The organism is Mesorhizobium sp. M1348, assembly GCF_040317925.1.
In the GTDB taxonomy this organism is placed as follows: Bacteria; Pseudomonadota; Alphaproteobacteria; order Rhizobiales; family Rhizobiaceae; genus Mesorhizobium.
On the sequence record NZ_JAMYLH010000020.1, the window covers coordinates 23,406 to 44,788 of the forward strand.

Consider the following 21,383-nt stretch of genomic DNA (forward strand, 5'->3'; position numbering starts at 1 on the left):
TTGTAGGAGTAGGCCTTTTCTTCGTGGCCGTTACGTCAGCTCGCGATGCGGCGCTGATCGAGCGTAGAGGCCAAGCCTTTCGCTTGCCTCGCCCGCCGTCCGGCGGACGACGTCCCTTGCCGACGGCAGATCGTTAATGAGGCCAACCGCCTCGCCGACAGTCACGTTGGCCGTGTCATAGTCGCCGGAGACCCAGGCCGTTTCGACCTTCGACAATTCTTCGGAATGCAAGGTGCGCAGCTCGTCTTCTCGGCCGTGCCACTTGTCAATGAAGCCGTTCTTGAGCAGTCGACCGGTGTAGCCAGCGGGCCAAGCCTTCTGACGGATGATGTCGTAGACGGATGTCCGGATTGTCTCGTCGCCAGATGCAGCGACAACCTTGTCCTTTGCAGCCGGATGGATGAGCGACTCGCGCGTAGCCCAGAATCTGGTTCCCATCAGGACCCCGTCCGCCCCGAGCATCAGCGAAGCGGCCAGGCCCCGACCGTCGGCAATGCCGCCAGCTGCCACAACAATGACGGACGGGGAAATCGTTGCCACCAGATCCACGACCGCCGGGACGAAGGGCATGGTCGACCGGGCGACCAGGCCGTGGCCGCCTGCTTCGGTTCCCTGAACGATAAGAACGTCGGCGCCAACGTCGATTGCACGCCGCGCATGTTCGAGCGTGTGGATCATGCAAATCAGCGGAACGCACGCCTGCTTGACCCGTGCCGCGAGCCTGACCGGATCGGAAAAGGACAGCATCATTGCGGTTGGACGCTCCGCAAGCGCGCGGTCAAACAGATCAAGGTCGGACTCGACCGCCCAGGAGATGAACCCGCAGCCAACGCGTTCATTGGTAATCAGCGACGATTCTGTTTCGTACCATTGGCGATCAGCATATCCCCCACCTAAAAGGCCCAAACCGCCGGCGTCGGCGACCGCGGACGCAAGCGCGCCACCGGCCGCCGGGGTCATTGGTGCGAGGATGATCGGATGCTCGATTTTGAAAAACTCTGTCAGACGCGTTCGTATCGTCATCGTCCGTCTCCCAGTTAGCGAATGTCCCGGTTATTTTTCTTTGACGCTATGGTGACACTTGACCAATGACAAACGATTAGATCAGATGTTTTTCATCTGAAAAGGAGATGGCTGATGAACAGCGTCGATCTCAAGTTTTTCCAGGCGGTGGTGAGAGCAAACAGTATTGGAGGGGCGGCCAGTGTGCTGCACACCGTCCAATCCAACGTCACCGCACGAATAAAATCGCTGGAGGAAGAAATCGGCGCGACACTCTTTCATCGCTCCAGGCGAGGGGTCACACTGACGGCCACCGGCATTCAGCTCGTTCCCTATGCCGAGCGCGTCGGAGAACTTCTGGACGAGGCCAAGCGCGTCGTCACGGATCGGGGTACGCCGAGCGGTTTACTCAGGATCGGCTCGATGGAGACGACTGCAGCGCTTCGTCTTCCGCCCATCCTGGTCCGCTATTCTGAAGACTATCCCGAAGTTGACGTCCTTATGGAGGCTGGACCGACGGAACAGCTCGTCAGCGAGGTCGTCGCCCGCAAGCTGGATGGCGCGTTCGTCTCCGGCCCCATCACTCATCCCGAACTGCAGAGCCTGTCGATTATCGAAGAGGAGCTCGTTGTCATCTCATCGCTGCGGATTGGCGAGCTTACGAATCTGCAGGCGTTAGCTACATCGCCGATCCTGAAGGTTCTCGCCTTTCGATCAGGCTGTTCCTATCGCCGGCGCATGGACACGTTCCTGGCGATATGTGGAGTAACGAATATCCGCTGGATGGAACTGGGAACCATGGACGGGATCATCGGCTGCGTCGCCGCCGGGATAGGGGTGGCCATGCTGCCTCGCGGGGTTGTTCAGGCTGCGGCAACCGACGGACGGGTCATCATACACCAGCTTCCTGACAATCTGCGGCTGGCGACGACTGTTTTCGTAACGCGGAGCGACGAGTATCTTTCTGCGGCACTACAGGCTTTCATGACCGTGGCCTCTGAGGCGCATTCACGGCCTCAGTCGGCAAGGCCGGAGCCGGTTCGATACCTGCAGCAGGCGTAAGAGACGCTCTGCAAGACAGGTGCGCGATCATCTGCGGATCCTGATTGCAGATCGAGTGGCATCGTTTGCCAGACAGCAAACGACCGATCGGACCATGGGCTTGGGATCATATGTCGAGCTTCAGCAAAACGATCTCGCGTCGTTTTCTTGCTGGGCTTGCCGATGCACATGCAGCAGCCAGCACGTCCGCGAAACCGAGGCAGAAGCGGGCACCGTGCTCGACGGGATCATCGCGAAGGCCAATCCGGAGGCGGTGCAGGGGTTTCGCCGACCAGGTCAAGAATGCGAGCAAGGCCGATGGCAAAGGCGTTGACCCCGATCTTGTTGCAGGTACGGGGCGGACCATACATTTTTTGAGGCGACATCCTTCAGGATCGCATTGTCGAGCACCTGCTCGGCCAGCAGCTTCTTCAGCCGGGCGTTCTCGCCTAGTCGGCCGCCGGGTAACCGGCAGGGGCGTAGGAGCGGCGCCGGCTGGAGCGAACTATAGGCCCTTAGGAACACTCGTGGGGCGGCGAGGTGTCGGCTCTGCCAAGCGGGATCTTTTCGGAAAAGAGGAAGGTCGCTGGATCCAGTTTCAACGCCTTGGCGATCGCGGCAATCGTGTCCACGCTGATGTTGCCGCTCGCGCGCTCCAGTTTCGTGAATGTCGCCTCCGCCACACCGATGAGTTCGGCCATCTCATAGCGGTGCAAAGTACGTCGTTGTCGCTCAAAATCGATGATGTGCGCCAGCCGCTTGCGGATCGCATTGTCGTCCAACCGATGCGCCCATTCCGGAACTTTCTTGCCGCCGGCGAGCAGTCCTGCAAAGGACACTTGCAAGCCGTTTGCCATGATCTGCAGCGTCGTCAATGTGACGTTATTTTTCTGACGCACAGTCTGAATGTACGTTCGGTAGGCGAGTTTTTCGCCCTCGGCGGTCCGAAACAGCTCGGCCATGTGCATATGGGATAGGCCACGTTTGGCTCGCTCCCGCTCAAGCGTCAAAGCAATGTTGGCGCGCAACGGGTTGTTGACCACGCCTCCGTCGTCTCGTTTCATAAATCGATGTAGTCGCACAAACCTGCCTTTTCGACCTATCCTTTTTCGCTCGGACCATCCATAGTAAACTGTCAAAATCCGCAGCGAGGAAAAGGCTATGACCATACTCAAATTTCTTTTGGTGGGTGCCGTCGCCATCGCGGGCACAGCGGCTCTTCCATCCGAATCAAAAGCGTCGGAATGGGGCTGTCAGGTCCTCCTATGTCTTTCCGGCGACTGGCAAGGCACCCCCTCGTGCCATCCGCCAATTTACAAGTTGATTGCGGCGATGGAAGCCCCGGGTTTTAATTGGCCGACATGTCCGCAAGCCAACTCCAGCGCGGCGAGATTTGAGAAGTATGAGGATTGTCCGTCTGGCTGGCAAGCAGTTGGCAGCTCCGAATCCGATCGGCCGGGCTTAGGTCAAGAACGGAACATCTGCCGCATCGCGGCCGATAGGTTCTCGCTGCCCGTCGTCTTCAAAAACAACGCCCTCGGCGGACATCATGGAGACGGATCACGTCAGGTCCAAATCGAAATCGACGGTAAGGTGGTGACGGCAAAAATCCAGACCGTGGGGAACGAACGAGGGCATTCCCTTGGTAATGGCCCCACCTACTACACCATCCCTCGATCGATGCGCGGAAAGCCCTGGTTCATCGAGTATGATGACGCGAACGGCGTGCGCCAGAGAAGCTGATTCAATCTCAACATACCATGAGCCGGGCGATCACGCAGGACGAGGTACTATTGTCGCAATTCAAGGAGGTTTGTAGTGTTCAAGGCGCTTCTCCTGTCCACTGTGATTTTGAACACAGGCGCAGTGTTGACGGCGGCTGGTCAGAGCGACAAGCCGCGATCAAGCGTGAACAATCCTATGTGGCCCGCTTCACTGAAATGGGACTGCAAGACCGCTGCCAAAATTGTATGCGAGCGTGATGGCGGTTGCACAGTGACTGAGGACCGCTCTGGATTTGTGCTGAACTACGGCAGCAACGAAGCCGAGTTCGCAGCTGGCAATGTCAGGATCAAGCGTCACTATCAACAGACCGTGCAGGCAAGCCCTTTGCAGCAGGAAGTTAAAGTCGAACTGGCCGACAATCGCGTTCTTTGGCTGTCGGCCGTGGATGCCAGCCGCACTTATTCGGAAGCCTGGGTCGGCGCCCTGAGCGAGTTGAAGGGTGGCGCGGTACTGATGCAATCCGAGGGGGTTTATTGCATGCCGCACAAGTGAGTGCGCCGAGAGGGGAGGTGAGTACGTTCGCAACCATGCCAAGAGGCGTGTTGCGAAGCACCATATTGACTTGCTCCGTGCGGCCGGCAAGTGGTTCGATCGTCGAGGGCCCGCCAAACAACACAGGTCTCCCGCCAAAAGGTCCCCGAGCCTTGCGGCAGACAGACGCTGCATCACTCTTTCACTCCCCGCCCCAGAGCGACGACAAGCGAAATCGGCCACCCAAGGTGGTCCACATTCGCAAGTCCGCCGACCCCCAAGAACCACTGCGTCCGATCGAAGCCGTGGCCGTGCTGACTGGCTCTGCTTCGCTTCATATAAGGCTGCGCGATGCTTCGCTGTTCCCCAGTTGCGTGTCATCGTTGGCCTGCCTGAAATCGTCCAGCCGATGCTATGGGCGCTGCCAGCACCGCGGCAGTTTGACAACTCAGCCATCCGCGCGGTAGCACCGCTCAAGGCTAAGAGTCGCAGGGCAGACCGCACCCCGTCGGGCGGCGCGACCCAGGCCAACTGACGCCAACCGGCACACACATCGCGCATCGGCACCGTTGATGCGACATCGGCTTTGTTGCGAGCGCGATATCTAACTTTGTTGCGATGCAGCTGGGCGCAGGCGCACCGCTGTCAGCAGGTGAGTGAGCGAAAGAACTACGTGGTGGAGGTGAGAAGTCATGCGTCGAGATTCCCGCCCCTTTACGGCAGCCACACTGATCCCGCTTCAGAATCCGGTCTTTCGTTCGATCTGGACAGCCACGCAGATATCCAGCCTTGGCTGGCTCGTGCAAAGCGTTGCCATAAGCTGGCTCATGGCAACGATTTCGGCCTCCGATCTGATGGTTGCGCTCGTACAGGCGGCATCGACGCTGCCCGCCTTCTTCTTGTCGATTGTTGCTGGAGCGATTGCAGACAGCTTCAGCCGCCGCGGGGTGATGCTTGCCGGCCATTGCCTGATTGCGACGGCATCCACGGCGCTGGCGCTCTCTGTGGGGCTGGGCTTTGTCAGTCCCTGGCTGATCCTGGGACTTAGTTTCCTGGCCGGGTGCGGCTTTGCCTTGAACGATCCAGCCTGGCACGCCTCCGTCGGGGACATCCTGGAAAAGCGCGAGATACCCGCTGCGGTAACGCTGATGTCGGTGGGGTACAACGTTGTTCGGAGCATAGGACCGGCGCTGGGCGGTGTGATTTTGGCGTTGCTGGGACCGCTGTCGGCTTTCGTCTTCGCGGCGCTGAGCGACCTGGTCCCGTTGAGCGCAGTACTCCGCTCCAAATGGCAAGTTCGCTCTTCGCCTCTTCCGCGTGAGCGGATGACGACGGCCATTCACGATGGCATGCGCTTCACGGCGATTTCCTCGGAGATCAGAGTGGCGATTGTGCGTGCTACCCTGTTCGGGCTGTCGAGCATCTCGATTCTTGCTTTGCTCCCCCTCCTGGTTCGCGACCAACTGGCGGGCGGGCCAATTGTTTACGGCGTCCTGTTGGCCGGCTTCGGCACAGGCGCCTTGATCGCCGGCATTAGCAACAGCTATTTGAGACGCATCACGTCCCAAAATCGATTGATCACGCTCGCGTCCGTTGCCTGCGCAACGTGTTGCCTTTTACTGGCTCTCACATCATCGGTGGCTGTAGCGGCGATCGCGCTTGCAATCGGTGGCGCAGGCTGGGTTGTCACCTGGACCGGAACCGACGTGTGTGTGCAGTTGGCAAGCCCAAGGTGGGTCGTCGGTCGCACTCTGTCGATCTATTACGCTTTGACCTACGGCGGCATGGCAGCGGGCAGTTGGATCTGGGGTACTGTCGCGCAGAATTATTCCCTGACCTGGGCGTTGGAAGGTGCTGCAGCGGCACTGTTGCTGGTTGCAGCAGCGGGTAAGCTCTTGCCGATAGAGCTATGGGAAGAATCGGATCAAGGGGCCTTCGACTTCACGCCACCAGATCTGGCCCTCGATCTGAAGCCCAGGAGCGGCCCAATTGTGGTCAAGGTGGAGTACTCGATCCCCGAGGAGAACATCGAGGAATTTCTGCGCTGCATGCGCGAAAGGCGCCGCGTTCAGAGCCGTGCCGGTGCGCGCGACTGGACCCTCCAGCGCGACCTTCAGAAGCCGACACTTTGGACCGAGACATTCCGCACGCCGACGTGGACGGACTATCTTCGTCTGAACCATCGGCTGACGGTCACTGACAGGGAGGTAAGCGAGCGCCTTGCCGCTCTGCAGGTGGGTGGTTGTCCTCCGCGTCAGGCACTCTCGATCGAGCGGTCGACGAGACCGGCCCCGGGCAGCCAAATCCAGCCCGTGCCCTTTGTATCCCGTCCGTAACGCCTCCGCAGTTGGAAGCTGGTCGTCAGTCCTGAGCGGTCCATCACCTTCGCTTTGTTTTGCGAGGAAGCGATGGCGCTGGGATGGACAACTGGCATTGAGGGGAAGAGCGAATTCGGTGACGTTGCCGTCGGAACGTCCGGATTGACCGCCGACACCGCAAAGGGCGCTCGGCCGGCCGGAGCGAGGTCTAGGCAGCAAGCATTCCCAGTGGGTGGGGCTGTTTGGCTCTCGCATCCAGGAAAAGTCGGCGCCGCAGAAACTTGGTTACCAAGCAAATTTTTGTTTTCTCGACGCTTCACGAATTAGGATCGGATGCTTCGCTGTTGGGCGTGATGGGAGGTAGGCTGGGCATGGCGCGGCCCGAGCGAACCCGCAAAACCTTCACACGATGCAGGTAAGGCAGGGGACCACGTCGAACGTGTCGGCAGGCTGGCTGGCGTTGCTCACGACTGAGCGGAAAGAAACATGCTGAAAATGACGCGCCTCGAGCTTCATAGGCTGGTCTGGTCGAAACCAATGGTCGAGATCGCAAGACTGCATGGCGTCAGGGACCAGCACGTCGCGCAGGCTTGCGATGCCCATGACATCGCTCGGCCGCGTGCCGGCCATTGGCAAAGAGTACAGCACGGCAAGACGGTGGAAGCCGTCGACAATAAGAACAATTCTCCAGAGGCGATGGTCATTATCGCCGGCGGTTGGGAGGCCCGGCCGGCTTAAGCGGGGCACGACGATGAGACATCTAAGAGATCAGCGGCATGATCCGCTCAAGGGTGGCGCTGAAACTGCCACCCGAAAATGGCATCTTGGCCCAGGAATCGAGCCGCCATCGCGGATTTTGCACGGATGCAGAGCAGGCAGTGTTTCAAGTCCGGACGGCGAAGTGCGGAGCAGGTAAGCTCCGGCAGGTTCAGGAAAGTACGACATAGATGATCACGATCCTTGGGTGCCTGGAAGGCATTTCGCGCGACGCAACGGTTCACGTTGCTCCGAGACATTTCATCGTTGATTGTCTGACTGTTGGCGCCCTAGTTCGGAGAGCTTAGAGCGTTCGACTAGTTCGTTCAGACGTCAAGACGTTTCGGTGGGACTGGGTTCGTCGGAAATTGCTCTGCGTAATATTCAAAAAACGGTATTTCGGCAAGCGGATGCTTGGGCAATACAAAGAGATACTTTTATCAATAGTCGATGTCAAAGCGATTTAGAGACGCGACACCGCCAGCAAGTTAGAAATGCGACAGTCGAAGGGCAGGGGTCTGACACCCTGCAAAGTTGAAATGTCGCATCGACGTGGAAGCAGCTCGGCCTGGTACCGACGAGAGCGCCCGATCGGGCGTCAGCTGGTCGGGGTTGCGCAGCCCGATCGGGAGCGTTCCAATGAGGCTCCTTCGGCTTTAGCTTTGAGAGCCCGATCACGACATGAATGGGGTCCTGCCCCTTGCGGACATTCGACCTGCCATGGCAGCTTGCGATGGTGAGCCAACCCATTTCGATACACGTCTTCCGTGCTCGTCAATTGGCCAAGAGCGAGACGGTCGTGACCGCTGCGCCGATTGATCTCGTCGTCTCGGTGTTTGGCGGTGGTGGAATGAAAGGCGAGCAGGGGCTTGAAGCTGCCTTTGGGGGCTCGGCTTACTACCGCGATGAAGCGACCGAAGAGGCTTATCTAGCCGTGTGGGGAGCCCGCAACGGTTCGCGCTTCCGGAGGCAGCTGCGTGAGAGCGGGGCAACCCTGCAAACCGTCAGCGGCGAACCGCCAGCCCGCCTTGTCTGGTATAACAGCGGCCAGAAAGGACATTGTCCTAAAATCCGTTAGCCAACCTCTACGACATTGGGCAATGTCATTATTGCGAAATCTCATTCCGCAGCTTCCAGCCTTGCCAGCGCCTGTGCGCGTCGGGCGATAACATCGGGATCGTTCATAAAATCCGTCCGACGTCCCGGCTTCGTGCCGCGCTTCACATAACCGTTGCCCTGGCTGCCGTCGGGAATGCCGAACATGTGGTTCGCCTGGCCCGTGCGGCGCGGCCCGTGTTGGCTGCGTGTCAGCTCACGGCCGGCCTGCATCTCGGCCACCATTGCAAGCGCTTCATCCAGGCGTTTGTTCTCCACGATCTCCGATCTGTGAACCGAGCGCAGCTTGTCAAAAGTTCTATAGGGTAGGGGCGTACTGCCCGCCATGATCTCGAGCCGGCCGTCGGGATAGTCGCAGACAATAACCTTCTTGCCGGCCAGGCTCTTCGCAAAGGCGCTCGGATCGAGGATGAACAGCACCTTGTCGTAGCGCAGTGTCAGCGCTTGCGACAGCGTGCGGAACTCCTTGCGGCACATGGCGCTATCCAGGTTCTCATGCTCCGCGAGGGTACGGTGCATGTCCTTCGGATTGCGTGGTTCCTTGCCAAAGCGCGCATTGAAGTCGGCGGCGAACTCCGCCGCAAAGGCATTGGCCGCCTCGATCGTGCTGATGCCGCGCAGGCGCAGCTCCTTCACAAGCCGGTCCTGCAGCGTCTGGTTGGCCCGCTCGACACGGCCTTTGGCCTGCGGGGTGTTGGCGCAGATGATGTCGATGTTCAACTCGTAGAGCGCGCGTCCGAACTGCGTCAGGCCAGTCGTTCGATCCTTCTCCGAACCATGCGTCGTGCGAAACACGCCATGCTTGTCGCTGTAGAAGGAGATCGGCTTGCCCCATTCCTGCAAATACGCCTTGGTGGCGATCAGGTAGTCGAACGTGTTCTCGGAACCAGCAAAGCGCAGATGCAGCAGCTTGCCCGTCGCGTCGTCGATGTAAACGAGCAGGGCGCATCTAGGGCCGCGGCTCTCGAACCACCAATGGTGCGAGCCGTCGATCTGAACCAACTCGCCGAGGCAGTCGCGCCGACCCCGTGGCTGGTGAAGCTGCTTCTTGCGCTCCCGGCGCGATGTCCAAATGCCAGCTTCCGTCATCCACTTGCGTAGCGTCTCTGTGCTGACGGCGATCTGGTGCCACTCAAGCAGTTTCTCGCTGGCAAGCGTCGGGCCGAAGTCCCGGTAGCGATCGCGCACGAGATCCAGTGTGGTGTTGCGAAAGTCCTCATCATGGCGCCGATTGCTCGGCCGGCCGCGCTTCTTCGACGCCAGCCCGCCGGCGCCGTCCTGGTCATAGGCCTGCAACAGCCGGTGAACCTGACTGCGGCTGAGATGAAGAAGCTCCGCCGCCTGGACGACGCTCAGCCGTCGGCCGCGGATCTTCTGGATGGCTTCGAGACGATGCAGCTCTTTTTGCGACAAGGTGACCAAAGGCATGACGGCTCCCGCAATAAGCCCGCTCTCACGCCAGGCTCTGTGAAGTCGCCAGCCTTCCCTTCCAGCTTCATGTTGACCAGCCTCGGAAGCGGGAAGTGTCGCATCTCTAACTGGGGCAACTGTCGCATTACTAAATAGCTGCTACAGATGAAAGTCGCGTAACCTATGTTATGGAACTTAGAGGCAGTTCCAGAAGTGTTGCAATTGGGGTTGCGGGACGCTTGGCACGTCCGCATCCTTTTTTTCGCAAGGAAACCGCTTCGTCAATGCCAATCTCAGCGTTGAATGAGGTGTTTGGGGGCCGCGAAGCGGAGCTCCTCATAGAGGAGCGTAGCGGCCCGTAAACACCGCTAGGCTGGGGAAATTGCAACGAGGCGGTGTTTTTCGTTGCGGTTTGAAGTTACCTTCGAGACATGCCGTGTTTGAAGCTGCGTCATCCATCGCTGCCTCCGTCGTTGGCTGGCTGGGTCCAGACAGACCAACACGGCCGGCCTCGCTATTGACCGACGATCTGGGTGGAAATGGCCCATGCCCGGGCGTCCGATCGAACACAGCAAGTGCATCTTGGCGCTCTCGACCGCCTCTATGCGTCGGCGGCGGCGCAGCTAGGAACGGATCGGCTGGATAGTGTCCTGGCAGCGGGCGACCTCGATGCTCTTGAGCAGGTGCTGGCTGGCTTTCTCGGCAGGCTGCGCAATGATGGATTGATCTCAGGAGCAGACCGATCGGGCGCCTGGCGAACGGCGGTCAGGTTTGTCGGCGACACCATGCGGTTGCGCGGCAGTTCGTCGGCTGCTGAGGTCTCCAACATCGAGGCAGGGTTGCGACGCCGCGAGCGCCTGTATGGGCAGCTAAGCCACACGCCTCCATGGACCAGAGCTCCGCTCAGGGCACTTCCGGCCCTTGTCATCGAGGATCTTTGGGACCAGTTCGATCCAAACTCGCAGCGCAATCCATTCCGTAGCGCCCCTGACGGCCACACGCTGGCCACCGTCATTCCCGCCATCGAAACCGCAATAGGCGCCAATCTCGGCATGATCGTCGCCCATGCCAGCTATCGCGGCTACAACGCGCCGAAGGACAAGATGTTCAAGGTCCATGTCGCCGGCTACAGGCGCGGCCTCATCGGCCATCTCAAGCAGGACCACCGCATGGGCCGCAACTTCCTGGTCTTCACCGTAGGCGACGCCAACAACGCCATGCTCGCCGCCGTCAGCTACAACTTCAGCCTCTTGCTCAACTGGCTGTTTGTTTGCCTTCTTCCTGGTGCTGCTTGCAACCGGTCCAGCCACGATCAGCCTGACCTCCGCAGCTCCCCGGAATAGCTTCGGAAACGGGGGCTCGCCTTCAACGCCGGTGCCGAAATGGCTTTCTTCACGGGCGACAAATTAACTCAACAGCCGTTCATCGAAGGGATAGTTTGAGAGGAGTTCAAACCCATCGCGGGTGACAAGCAGCTGTTCCTCCAGCTTCACGCCGTCGCGCTCACCGACGGCGCCAATATAACTTTCAACGCAGATGACCATCCCTGCTTCGAGCGTCGCGTCATACGCGACCGGACCACGAAATGATGGTTTGACTTGCGGATATTCATCGCACATGCCGACCCCGTGGATAACACACGGATAAGCCTGCTCGCGAAATTCCTCCGGCACCGGCCAAGCCGAAGCTTGCAGCTCCTTCATGCTGACCCCTGGCCGGATAAGTTGCATGTTGGTTTGCAATTCTTCATACGCCAGTTGGTACAATTTGCGTTGCCGCGCGCTTGGCGGGTTCTTTCCATAGTAGAATGTCCGCGAAACGTCGCAGAAATATCCGAACGGCCCAACCATGTCGGTATCGAACCCCACCAGGTCTCCCGGTTCGATGACCCGCTGCGTAGCCTCCTGCAGCCAAGGATTGATGCGTGGACCCGAAGCGAGCATGCGCCCCTCATGCCAGCCGCCCTGGTTGGCGAGGTTGGTATAGTTGAGAATGCCCCAAAGTTGTACCTCCGTTACGCCTGGACGCATGCTTTGCTGCATGCGAGCAATGCCGTGTTCGGCCACCGCACAAGCCCAGCGGATACACGCTATCTCGTCTTCTGATTTGATAACTCGCGCCCCTTCGACGATATTGACCGCGTCAACAACCTCCAACCCGCGCTGCTGCAGCGCCTGGGTGACGCTGGGGTTGACATACTCAACCGCTACCTTCCGGTTAGTGGTGCCGATTTCACTCAAGAAAGCTTCAATATCGTCGGCGAGGAGCTTCGCGGCGTCGAGCAGTTCGTTACCACCCTCAAAGAATGAAATCGGCCTGCCTGGCCTTACAGTATCAGCTGAAGATCCGTTGCTGTCAGCGGCTAGGTGAAGGGCGATTGGACCATCGACAGGAACAAAAACATAGGTGGCAGGAATATGCGACTGAAACAGGGGAAAGACATTGTAGTCAATCGCATACCGAATGGTGATAGGGCTGACTAAAACGCACAGCGCGACGCCAGCCTCTCGCATTGCTGTTCTCAGGCGCGCCTTCCGATATCCATCAAGCCTTTTGAAGTCGATGTCTGGCATTGGTCGGAACTGCCGCAGGTCGCTCCAGTTGTCATGAAGGACGGACCCGTCCGCACTTGGCGAACCCACTTTGGAAGCCGACATGGAAACTCCTAGCCTGTTTCTCAGCCACGCAGAAATGCGTCCGTCGGCAGCTTAGGCAGCGGCGGTCCGCACTTCAAATGAGTATTAGTCGCCGGGCGCATTACCAGGAGTCATGACCCTTCGAGTTTGCAAAGGTCGCAGCGGCGCCAACCATGACCGTATGGCCTGCCGACCGGCCGCAATTAGCGTTGTAATGGCCCTTCGAAGATGTGTTTCTCCGCCGGCGACAAAGGGGGGCACCAGCAGGCCAAGGTTTCCCTAAATCCGCTTTAGATGCCAGCGCACGTCAATCGGTGGCTTGCCAGCAAGGCCGAGTCTGGCTCGTTGGCAATCGGCGAAATTCTCGGCGGGAGATTGTGACTTGAACCGATGAGCTGTCAGTTTGCCGTCCTCAACAATATGAACGACCCATCCCCCACCGGCGTGTTTGACGCGCACGTCGTTTGGTTCGCCAGCCACCATTGCTGCCCCTCAATTCGTCGCCCTGGACCGAGACTGGAAGTCGTTCCCCACACAGCGAAAAAACAGCGATTTCGGCCCGGAACCTCCGAGCCCGCTGCAACGCGAATTCGGATCGATTTAGATGCCGGAATTTTGCATATTGATGCGGGCTAAATTATCCACAGCTAATATGAGTGGGAACGCGTATTCAGTTCGAGTAGCTCTGCAAAAAACCCGCCGCTCTTGCCCTCAAGAGTGGCGGGTTTTTCGGCTGTGAACCACTGGCGCGATCGGTGCCGATGCGCCTCGCGCAAAAAAAGCGCGGTTTTGCGGATCCGAAGTCGCCAATCTGCTCGCAAATAGCTAGCTTGCGAGCGCCCCCGCTGGCTTTGGACATCCCGAGGTATCCCAGAGAACGTCCTGCTGCCCCGCTGCCTACAGTCCAAGCCCACGCTTTTTCCGAGACTCCAATCCACGCCGGTCGCGGAACGACCTGATCGCCGAGTTGTTTATGGAGCGATGGCGACCAAGGCACGAGCCAGAAGTCCAGCTCGTCATCGATCATGGCGAAGCGACCGGAGGCGAGCGTGAACCGGCGCGGCTAGCTGCCAGGCACATGATCGCCTTCAGCGGCGTTCATCGATCCCAAACCAGTTTCAGCAGCGAGCTGTATGCCGAGCGCATCCATCTCCTGGCCGCGCAGCCCTCTAGCAGACTGCGCACGAGAATGATGCGCCCACTAAAAACCTTGGTGCCGTCATCGCCGCCGCAATCCTCGCCTTCGGCTTTGTCTACATCCATCCGTTTGAGGACGGAAACGGCCGCATTCATCGCCATTGGTCAAATGGGAACCGACGCCGCAATTCAACGTCCGGGTGCTGAATGACACCGGGGATCCTACCGATCTTCGATGCAACCCCGCACGCTGAATACCTATATGCCGCGTTCAGAGGACGATCGAGCGAGACCTCCCCGACGAAACCGCTTTCTACAGTGCTACGATCAATTCCGGCGCATCGGTCTGCTCTTTCCGTTTCCTTCACCAGAACGGTGGCCACCTGTCGAACCGCGCCCGCGAAAAGGAATTTGCGGCTCTGACCAATGACGAGGCAGGGCGGATCGAGGCGATCTATGCGCAAACCTTTGGTGCCGATCAAAGGTGTGATCCTCATAAGGATTGATCGTTAGTCCGACGTTTTGATGGTCCCCCTAATCCCACCCTGGTCTCTGGGGTGTGACCTTAACAAAACGCATCGCCGCCAAGTAGCCTTGGTAAAATGCCGTGCAGCAAATTCAAATTCGCGCAGCGCACTTCAACGAAAGCCGTCAATACATCCTTCGACATGAGTAATTGTTATCCCGGCCCTGATAAAAAGTAAATTGCGTCCCGCCCCCCGTTATCTATAAGGATCGCGATGTTGAATATCGAATGATCAGGCTGCGAGCCACGCGATCACTGGTCCCACACATTGCCGAGGTTCGACAGATGCAATTCGAGCTGCACCTTAGAGCACTACGAAGCGATCCATGCCCGCCGCGTCAAACAAAATAGTTATTACCTGACCGGGAGAGTGCGGTGACGAACAAAACTTAGCTTCACGGTGTGTGCGCGGCGTTGTGCACGCCTTTTGCGAGCGGGAAAAGATCGATGAGGCCCCCGATACAAGGATCACATTGATGACCCTCTTAGAAGCGAGCTAAGGCCAGAGTGCTTGCGTGATTGACAATATGGCTTCTCTATTCTGGGCCTACGGCGGACCTTGATTCCGCCTGGCCGGCGCTATCAAGTAGCTCCCAAGCAGCGCCGGTCACCTTTTTCGATGGCGATTATAGTGAGCCGGCGTTCAATGGTCGCATTCGGCGAAGGGCGTCGCCGCCGGCACGGATTGCTCGTTTTGTTGACGGCGGGCATTCACAGCAATCGGCGGCGGTTCATTTGGGCGTCTCTGTCGCCTTCATGGTGAAGCGTCTGTCGCCTTCATGGTGAAGCGGTTGAGCTTAATCCATGCTCAATGCGTACACTGACAACGCAGACGGCATCTTCACGCGCATCCTTTGGAGGAGTCGAATGCCGAGCTCAAGAATCCTTGTCGCCAACCGCTCCGAAATTGCCATCCGCGTCTTCCGCGCAGCCAATGAACTCGGCCTCAAAACCGTGGCGATCTGGGCGGAGGAAGACAAATATTCGCTCCACCGCTTCAAGGCCGACGAAAGCTACCAGGTCGGGCGCGGGCCGCATCTGGCCAGGGATATGGGGCCGATCGAAAGCTATCTGTCGATCGAGGAGGTTATCCGCGTCGCCAGGCTTTCGGGCGCCGACGCCATCCATCCGGGCTACGGCCTGTTGTCGGAGAGCCCGGAATTCGCCGAAGCCTGCGCCACGGCCGGCATCATCTTCATCGGGCCAAAGCCGGATACGATGCGCAGGCTGGGTAACAAGGTCGCCGCGCGCAATCTCGCGGTCGAAGTCGGCGTGCCGGTGATACCCGCCACCGATCCTTTGCCGGACGACATGGCGGCGGTGAAGGAACTCGCCAAGACGATCGGCTACCCGGTGATGCTGAAGGCATCCTGGGGCGGCGGCGGCCGCGGCATGCGCGCCATCCGCTCCGAGGCCGATCTCGCTCGCGAGGTGATGGAAGGCAAGCGAGAGGCGAAGGCGGCTTTCGGCAAGGACGAGGTCTATCTCGAAAAGCTGATCGAGCGCGCCCGCCATGTCGAGGTGCAGGTGCTGGGCGACACGCATGGCAATGCCGTGCACCTGTTCGAGCGCGATTGTTCGATCCAGCGCCGCAACCAGAAAGTGGTCGAGCGGGCGCCGGCGCCCTACCTCGAAATGTCACAGCGCGAGGAGCTTTGCGGCTACGCGCTGAGGATTGCGCGCGAAACCAGCTATATCGGCGCCGGCACAGTCGAGTTCCTGCAGGATGCCGATACCGGAAAATTCTATTTCATCGAGGTCAATCCGCGCATCCAGGTCGAGCACACCGTCACCGAACAGGTGACCGGCATCGACATCGTCAAGGCGCAGATCCACATCCTCGACGGCTTTGCCATCGGCACGGCGGAATCGGGCGTGCCGGCGCAGAAGGACATCAGGCTCAACGGCCACGCGCTGCAGTGCCGCATCACCACGGAAGATCCCGAGCATAATTTCATCCCCGACTATGGCCGCATCACCGCCTATCGCGGTGCCACCGGCTTCGGTATCCGCCTTGATGGCGGCACTGCCTATTCGGGCGCGGTCATCACCCGCTTCTACGATCCGCTGCTGGAAAAGGTGACGGCGTGGGCGCCGACGCCGGCCGAGACCATCGCCCGCATGAACCGGGCGCTGCGCGAATTCCGCATCCGCGGCGTGGCGACCAACCTCACCTTCCTCGAGGCGATCATCAATCACCCGAGCTTCGCCGACAATTCCTACACCACCAAGTTCATCGACACGACGCCGGAACTGTTCGCCAGTGTGAAGCGGCAGGACCGCGCGACCAAGCTGCTCAACTACCTTGCCGACGTTTCGGTCAATGGTCATCCCGAGACGCGCGGCCGGCCGCAGCCAAAGGCCGATGCGGCGCCACCGGTGGTGCCATATCTCAACGGCAATGTGCCTCAAGGCAGCAAGCAAAAGCTCGACGTGCTCGGGCCGGAAAAATTCGCCGCGTGGATGCGCGAACAAAAAGAGGTGCTGGTCACCGACACGACAATGCGCGACGGGCATCAATCCTTGCTCGCGACGCGTATGCGCACCTATGACATCGCCGGAATTGCCGGCACCTATGCGCGCGCTCTGCCGCAGCTTCTGTCGCTCGAATGCTGGGGCGGCGCCACATTCGACGTCGCCATGCGCTTTCTCACCGAAGACCCATGGGAGCGGCTGTCGCTGGTGCGCGAGGCAGCACCCAACCTTGTGCTGCAGATGCTCCTGCGCGGTGCCAACGGCGTTGGCTATACCAACTATCCCGACAATGTCGTCCAGCATTTCGTCCGCCAGGCCGCTGCCGGCGGCATCGACCTGTTCCGGGTCTTCGACTGCCTGAACTGGGTCGAGAACATGCGCGTCGCCATGGATGCGGTCGGCGCCGAAGGCAAGCTGATCGAGGCGGCGATTTGCTATACCGGCGACATACTCGACCCGGCGCGGGCGAAATACGATCTGAAATACTATGTCGGCCTGGCCGGGGAATTGCAGGCGGCAGGCGCCCACATCATCGCCGTCAAGGACATGGCTGGGCTGTTGAAGCCGAGCGCTGCCCGCGTGCTGTTCAAGGCGCTGCGCGAGGCGACGGACCTGCCGATCCACTTCCACACCCACGACACATCCGGCCTGTCGGCGGCGACGGTGCTGGCGGCGGCGGAGAGCGGCGTCGACGCCATCGACGCGGCGATGGATTCGCTATCGGGCAACACCTCGCAGCCGTGCCTCGGTTCGATCGTGGAGGCGCTGAAGGGCACCGAGCGCGATCCGGGCCTCGACCCGCAGTGGATCAGGAACATCTCGTTCTACTGGGAGGCGGTGCGCAACCAGTATTCAGCCTTCGAAAGCAACCTGAAGGGGCCGGCATCGGAGGTCTATCTGCACGAAATGCCGGGCGGTCAGTTCACCAACCTCAAGGAACAGGCGCGCTCGCTCGGGCTGGAGACACGCTGGCACGAAGTGGCGCAGACCTATCACGACGTCAATCTGATGTTCGGCGACATCGTCAAGGTGACGCCGTCGTCCAAGGTCGTCGGCGACATGGCGCTGATGATGGTGAGTCAGGACCTGACCGTCGCCGACGTCGAGAATCCGGCGAGGGACATCGCCTTCCCGGATTCGGTGGTGTCGATGTTGCGCGGCGATCTCGGCCAGTCGCCGGGCGGCTGGCCAAAGCCATTGCAGAAGAAGGTGCTGAAGGGCGAAAAGCCGATCACGATGCGGCCGGGTTCGCTGCTCAAACCGGCGGACCTCAAGGCCAGTCGCACGGAGGTCGAGGAAAAGCTCGAGCGCAAGCTCAGTGAGTTCGAGTTCGCGTCGTGGCTGATGTATCCGAAGGTGTTTTCCGATTTTGCCGCCGCGCAGGAGACCTACGGGCCGGTCAGCGTGCTGCCGACCCCGACCTATTTCTACGGCATGAAGCCGGAAGACGAGATTTTCGTCGACATCGAAAAAGGCAAGACGCTGGTGGTGCGCTGCCTTGCCATCGGCGATGTCGACGAAAAGGGCATGGTCACCGTGTTCTTCGAGCTCAACGGGCAGCCGCGCCGGGTGAAGGTGCCGGACCGGGCGCATGGCGCCTCCGCTGCCAAGGCACGGCGCAAGGCGGAGCCGGGCAATGAGGCGCATGTCGGCGCGCCGATGCCTGGCGTCGTCTCGGCGCTTGCGGTCGCTGCCGGCCAGGCGGTGAAGGCTGGCGACGTGCTGCTGTCGATCGAAGCGATGAAAATGGAAACGGCGTTGCATGCCGAACGCGACGGCACCATAGCCGAGGTGTTGGTCAAGGCCGGCGACCAGATCGACGCGAAGGATCTGCTCGTTGTTACTGAGGCTGCACGCCCGTGACACTGGAAGCTCTCGGACCCCCACACCGTCTACAACCGACCAGAAACCTCGGATCTTCAGACAAAATCAAAACCTTTATTCTGCCTCTAATTTTGAAAACCGCAGCCCCGCGAATACCAGGCATATTGACGCTGCAACCATCAATGCGGCTACCGCGCAGAGTTCGGGGCTGACCCCGCGCCGTAAGCTGGCCCAAATGTACATCGGCAAGGTATTCTCGGTGCCTGTGAGCATGAAGGTGATAGCGATCTCGTCGAAGCTCAGGATGAATACAAGCAGCGCACTGCCAACTATGGCGGTCGTCAGGTTCGGTAGCACGACGCGAAGAAAGGTCTCGATAGTTCCAGCGCCTAGGTCCTGACTTGCTTCCTCTAGGCGCGGATCCAGTCCGCGCAAACGAGCAGTTACCTGCGCAATCACCACCGGCAGCCAGGCAACGGTATGTCCCAGCACCACCGAAAAGAGGGAAAGCCCTAGATTGAATTCCTTCAATAGGAGCAGGATCGAGAGCCCTGTGATCAGCCCCGGGATCATCAGGGGCAGCATGAATACATGCTCCAGGACTCCCCTGCCGCGAAAAGGAATTCGACTTAACGCATACGCGGCGGGGATGCCAAGGAGCAGCGTCAGCGGAACAACCCCGGCAGCCACAAAAAAGCTGTTCTTGAGGGAGCGCAGTAGATCGCTGTTCTCAGCGAGAGCAACATACCACTGGGTCGTGTATCCTACGATAGGAAAGGTGAACGTCCGCCCGGCACTGAAGGAAAAGAATATAAGGACCACCATGGGCAGATACAGGAATAGCAGCGAGGTTATGCCCAGGATACGTAATACACTCCCAAGTCCTCCGCCCCAGCGCCCCATTGCTTCACCCATTGCGTCGCTCCAGTTGTGTGGCAAGCGCCACACCTGTGGCCACAATAACGATTACGATGACGGCCAGTGCGCTTCCCATGGGCCAGTCAAAGGCGGCGCCGAACTGATTTATGATGACGCTGCTTACCATGAGAACGTCCGGACCGCCGAGCAGGGTTGGAGCTACGAAGTCGCCCAAGCTTAGACAGAAAGTGAAGATGGCACCCGTGACCACGCCTGGGAGGCTAAGTGGGATTATGACTCGTCGGAACGTGATCCATACGCTTCCGCCCAGGTCCATGCTGGCCTCAATTAGGTCTTTTGGGATTTTCTCGAGAGCGGCGTAGACGGGAAGCGCGACGAAGGGGATGAACACGTACGTCAGCGTCAGACAAACGCTGAACATGTTGAAGAGCAGGACGTCTACCGGCTTGTCGACGACTCCCACCCACAGAAGCGCACTATTCAGAATCCCTTGACGGCCGAGGATCATACGCCAGATAAAGGCCCGCAGAAGAAAGCTTGTCCAGAGCGGGATGATCAGAAGAAAGTACAGGGCTGATCGGGCTCGGCCGGCGAAGAATGCAATGTAGACCGCCAAGGCGTAGCCGACGACGACGGATGCGGTCGTCACGATCACAGCCACTAAGAGGGAGTTGCGAATCGCCGCGCGATAGAGAGGGTTTTCCACTATCCGCCAGTAGTTTGCCGTGGTCAGCTCCTGGTTAATAGCGTAGTTTTCAACTGACCAGACGCTGAAGCGGAGAACGCTAGCGTAGGGCAGGATCAGGAAGATGAGCGCGTAGGCTGCTGCCGGGCCTAGAAACATTACAAGAATGTGGGTTTGACTCCACGATCGAGCCCTTGCGGGACTGCCGGGAACTGTAAGGGCTTCCTGCACTGCCACAGAGTCAGCCCTCCTCGAACACGGCGATATGTTCTGGGTCAAACTGCAGGCCAACCAAGCCTCCCCGGCGGATTTCCGCGCACTTCTCGGGGCACTCGGCGTGTAAGCTCACCTCGCCGCGCTCAAGCACTACCCGCTGCATGGTGCCAAGATATGCCACATCGCGGACGATGGCGGTCAAAGAGGCCACCTCGGGGGAGATAATACTGATTCTCTGCGGTCGTATAGCGATCGTGACCATGCGAGGGGGACCGCTGGCACCGTCCTTGACCGCTGTGCCATCCATGAGCTTGAGCACGCCCGCGCCATCGACAGATCCAGGAAGGAAATTGCAGCCCCCGATGAAGTCGGCAACAAACTGACTGTTGGGGCGCTCGAACACCTCACGGGGCGTCCCCAGTTGGACCAAATCGCCGCAGTTCATGATAGCAATCCTGTCGCTCATGGTGAGAGCTTCTTCTTGGTCATGGGTGACACACACAATTGTCAGTTCGAGGTCCTGATGCATGCGCCGGAGTTCGAATTGCATCGAACGTCGCAGTTTTGCATCGAGAGCGCCAAGCGGTTCGTCCAGCAAGAGCACAGCCGGTTCATTCACCAAGGCGCGCGCTAACGCCACGCGCTGCATTTGACCGCCGCTCAGATCGCGCGGCCGGCGCTTAGCCTTATCGCTCAATCGAACTCGCTCAAGCATGTCCCGCACGCGACTCTTGACCTCGCGCTTGGGCATGCGTTTGATCACCAGCCCGTAAGCAACGTTTTCTTCAACTGTCAGGTGAGGGAACAGCGCGTAGCTTTGGAAAACGGTGTTCACGCAGCGCTTGAACGGAGGCAAATCGCTTACGGCCTGGCCATTGATGGCAACCGCCCCGCGTGTCGGAAGCTCAAAGCCATTGATCAGCCTTAGCGTTGTGGTCTTGCCGCAGCCCGAAGGTCCTAGCAGGGTTAAAAATTCGCCGCGGCGAACATCTAGGGAAAGCTCTCTGATCGCAACGAACCCACCGAAGCGCTTCTCGACCCGATCGAAGGAGACGATGGCGTCTCCTTCTCTAGCTGAGCTTTTCAGTAGCGCAGTCGATCCCACC

The 21,383-nt window shown here is 59.4% G+C and carries 17 protein-coding genes; 9 read left to right on the plus strand and 8 right to left on the minus strand.

The window, feature by feature from the left end:
- Window positions 1-30: 30 nt before the first annotated feature.
- Window positions 31-1,023, minus strand: coding sequence for an NAD(P)H-dependent flavin oxidoreductase (locus NKH13_RS25760; protein WP_352915305.1), 993 nt, complete (start codon window positions 1,021-1,023; stop codon window positions 31-33).
- 114 nt (window positions 1,024-1,137) lie between these two features.
- Here NKH13_RS25760 and NKH13_RS25765 point away from each other — a divergent pair, with 114 nt between their 5' ends.
- Window positions 1,138-2,064, plus strand: coding sequence for a LysR family transcriptional regulator (locus NKH13_RS25765; RefSeq protein ID WP_352915308.1), 927 nt, complete (start codon window positions 1,138-1,140; stop codon window positions 2,062-2,064).
- A 494-nt stretch (window positions 2,065-2,558) separates the two neighbouring features.
- Here the strand turns inward: NKH13_RS25765 and NKH13_RS25770 are convergent, their stop codons facing one another.
- Complete coding sequence (locus NKH13_RS25770; RefSeq protein WP_352915311.1) at window positions 2,559-3,086, minus strand: helix-turn-helix domain-containing protein; 528 nt, start codon at window positions 3,084-3,086, stop codon at window positions 2,559-2,561.
- Between the two features lie 118 nt (window positions 3,087-3,204).
- On the opposite strand from NKH13_RS25770, the gene NKH13_RS25775 reads away from it, so the two are divergent.
- From NKH13_RS25775 to NKH13_RS25795, 5 genes are all read left to right on the plus strand, one after another.
- Window positions 3,205-3,786: a hypothetical protein gene (locus NKH13_RS25775; protein WP_352915314.1), complete on the plus strand. Its 582-nt coding sequence runs from the start codon at window positions 3,205-3,207 to the stop codon at window positions 3,784-3,786.
- 75 nt (window positions 3,787-3,861) lie between these two features.
- Window positions 3,862-4,320: a hypothetical protein gene (locus NKH13_RS25780; protein ID WP_352609043.1), complete on the plus strand. Its 459-nt coding sequence runs from the start codon at window positions 3,862-3,864 to the stop codon at window positions 4,318-4,320.
- Between the two features lie 671 nt (window positions 4,321-4,991).
- Window positions 4,992-6,635: an MFS transporter gene (locus tag NKH13_RS25785; protein WP_352915317.1), complete on the plus strand. Its 1,644-nt coding sequence runs from the start codon at window positions 4,992-4,994 to the stop codon at window positions 6,633-6,635.
- Between the two features lie 468 nt (window positions 6,636-7,103).
- Window positions 7,104-7,355 carry a hypothetical protein gene (locus NKH13_RS25790; RefSeq protein ID WP_352915320.1) on the plus strand — a complete coding sequence of 84 codons (252 nt, stop codon included), beginning with the start codon at window positions 7,104-7,106 and terminating at the stop codon, window positions 7,353-7,355.
- 718 nt (window positions 7,356-8,073) lie between these two features.
- Complete coding sequence (locus NKH13_RS25795) at window positions 8,074-8,451, plus strand: hypothetical protein (protein ID WP_352915322.1); 378 nt, start codon at window positions 8,074-8,076, stop codon at window positions 8,449-8,451.
- A 41-nt stretch (window positions 8,452-8,492) separates the two neighbouring features.
- On the opposite strand, the gene NKH13_RS25800 is transcribed toward NKH13_RS25795, so the two are convergent.
- Window positions 8,493-9,917, minus strand: coding sequence for an ISNCY family transposase (locus tag NKH13_RS25800; RefSeq protein ID WP_352915325.1), 1,425 nt, complete (start codon window positions 9,915-9,917; stop codon window positions 8,493-8,495).
- A gap of 557 nt (window positions 9,918-10,474) precedes the next feature.
- On the opposite strand from NKH13_RS25800, the gene NKH13_RS25805 reads away from it, so the two are divergent.
- Window positions 10,475-11,242: a hypothetical protein gene (locus NKH13_RS25805; protein ID WP_352915328.1), complete on the plus strand. Its 768-nt coding sequence runs from the start codon at window positions 10,475-10,477 to the stop codon at window positions 11,240-11,242.
- Between the two features lie 63 nt (window positions 11,243-11,305).
- Here the strand turns inward: NKH13_RS25805 and NKH13_RS25810 are convergent, their stop codons facing one another.
- Together NKH13_RS25810 and NKH13_RS25815 are read right to left on the minus strand one after the other, a co-directional pair.
- Window positions 11,306-12,556: a M24 family metallopeptidase gene (locus tag NKH13_RS25810; protein ID WP_352915331.1), complete on the minus strand. Its 1,251-nt coding sequence runs from the start codon at window positions 12,554-12,556 to the stop codon at window positions 11,306-11,308.
- Between the two features lie 649 nt (window positions 12,557-13,205).
- A complete protein-coding gene (locus NKH13_RS25815) occupies window positions 13,206-13,562 on the minus strand; it encodes a hypothetical protein (RefSeq protein WP_352915334.1) in 357 nt (118 codons plus the stop codon).
- A 206-nt stretch (window positions 13,563-13,768) separates the two neighbouring features.
- Between NKH13_RS25815 and NKH13_RS25820 the strand changes: the two genes are divergently transcribed.
- Window positions 13,769-13,879 carry a Fic family protein gene (locus tag NKH13_RS25820; protein ID WP_352915412.1) on the plus strand — a complete coding sequence of 37 codons (111 nt, stop codon included), beginning with the start codon at window positions 13,769-13,771 and terminating at the stop codon, window positions 13,877-13,879.
- A 1,186-nt stretch (window positions 13,880-15,065) separates the two neighbouring features.
- Window positions 15,066-18,536, plus strand: a complete 3,471-nt coding sequence (gene pyc / locus NKH13_RS25825) for a pyruvate carboxylase (protein ID WP_352915335.1) — start codon at window positions 15,066-15,068, stop codon at window positions 18,534-18,536.
- A gap of 75 nt (window positions 18,537-18,611) precedes the next feature.
- Here the strand turns inward: pyc and NKH13_RS25830 are convergent, their stop codons facing one another.
- The 3 genes from NKH13_RS25830 to NKH13_RS25840 are packed head-to-tail and all read right to left on the minus strand — an operon-like array spanning window position 18,612 to window position 21,382.
- Complete coding sequence (locus tag NKH13_RS25830; protein WP_352915337.1) at window positions 18,612-19,412, minus strand: ABC transporter permease; 801 nt, start codon at window positions 19,410-19,412, stop codon at window positions 18,612-18,614.
- Window positions 19,405-20,298 (minus strand): ABC transporter permease, encoded by an 894-nt coding sequence (locus tag NKH13_RS25835; protein ID WP_352915340.1) that lies wholly within the window; start codon window positions 20,296-20,298, stop codon window positions 19,405-19,407. Before NKH13_RS25835 ends, NKH13_RS25830 begins: the two co-directional genes overlap by 8 nt.
- A gap of 4 nt (window positions 20,299-20,302) precedes the next feature.
- The gene (locus NKH13_RS25840) at window positions 20,303-21,382 is read right to left on the minus strand and encodes an ABC transporter ATP-binding protein (RefSeq protein ID WP_352915343.1); all 1,080 of its coding nucleotides are present in this window, start codon (window positions 21,380-21,382) and stop codon (window positions 20,303-20,305) included.
- Window position 21,383 lies beyond the last annotated feature (1 nt).

Coding starts and splice junctions, on each gene's coding strand:
- NKH13_RS25775 (WP_352915314.1), top strand. CDS start 3,205: ATGACCATACTCAAATTTCTTTTGGTGGGTGCCGTCGCCATCGCGGGC.
- NKH13_RS25815 (WP_352915334.1), bottom strand. CDS start 13,562: ATGATCGATGACGAGCTGGACTTCTGGCTCGTGCCTTGGTCGCCATCG.
- NKH13_RS25785 (WP_352915317.1), top strand. CDS start 4,992: ATGCGTCGAGATTCCCGCCCCTTTACGGCAGCCACACTGATCCCGCTT.
- NKH13_RS25800 (WP_352915325.1), bottom strand. CDS start 9,917: ATGCCTTTGGTCACCTTGTCGCAAAAAGAGCTGCATCGTCTCGAAGCC.
- NKH13_RS25810 (WP_352915331.1), bottom strand. CDS start 12,556: ATGTCGGCTTCCAAAGTGGGTTCGCCAAGTGCGGACGGGTCCGTCCTT.
- NKH13_RS25760 (WP_352915305.1), bottom strand. CDS start 1,023: ATGACGATACGAACGCGTCTGACAGAGTTTTTCAAAATCGAGCATCCG.
- NKH13_RS25830 (WP_352915337.1), bottom strand. CDS start 19,412: ATGGGTGAAGCAATGGGGCGCTGGGGCGGAGGACTTGGGAGTGTATTA.
- pyc (WP_352915335.1), top strand. CDS start 15,066: ATGCCGAGCTCAAGAATCCTTGTCGCCAACCGCTCCGAAATTGCCATC.
- NKH13_RS25765 (WP_352915308.1), top strand. CDS start 1,138: ATGAACAGCGTCGATCTCAAGTTTTTCCAGGCGGTGGTGAGAGCAAAC.
- NKH13_RS25790 (WP_352915320.1), top strand. CDS start 7,104: ATGCTGAAAATGACGCGCCTCGAGCTTCATAGGCTGGTCTGGTCGAAA.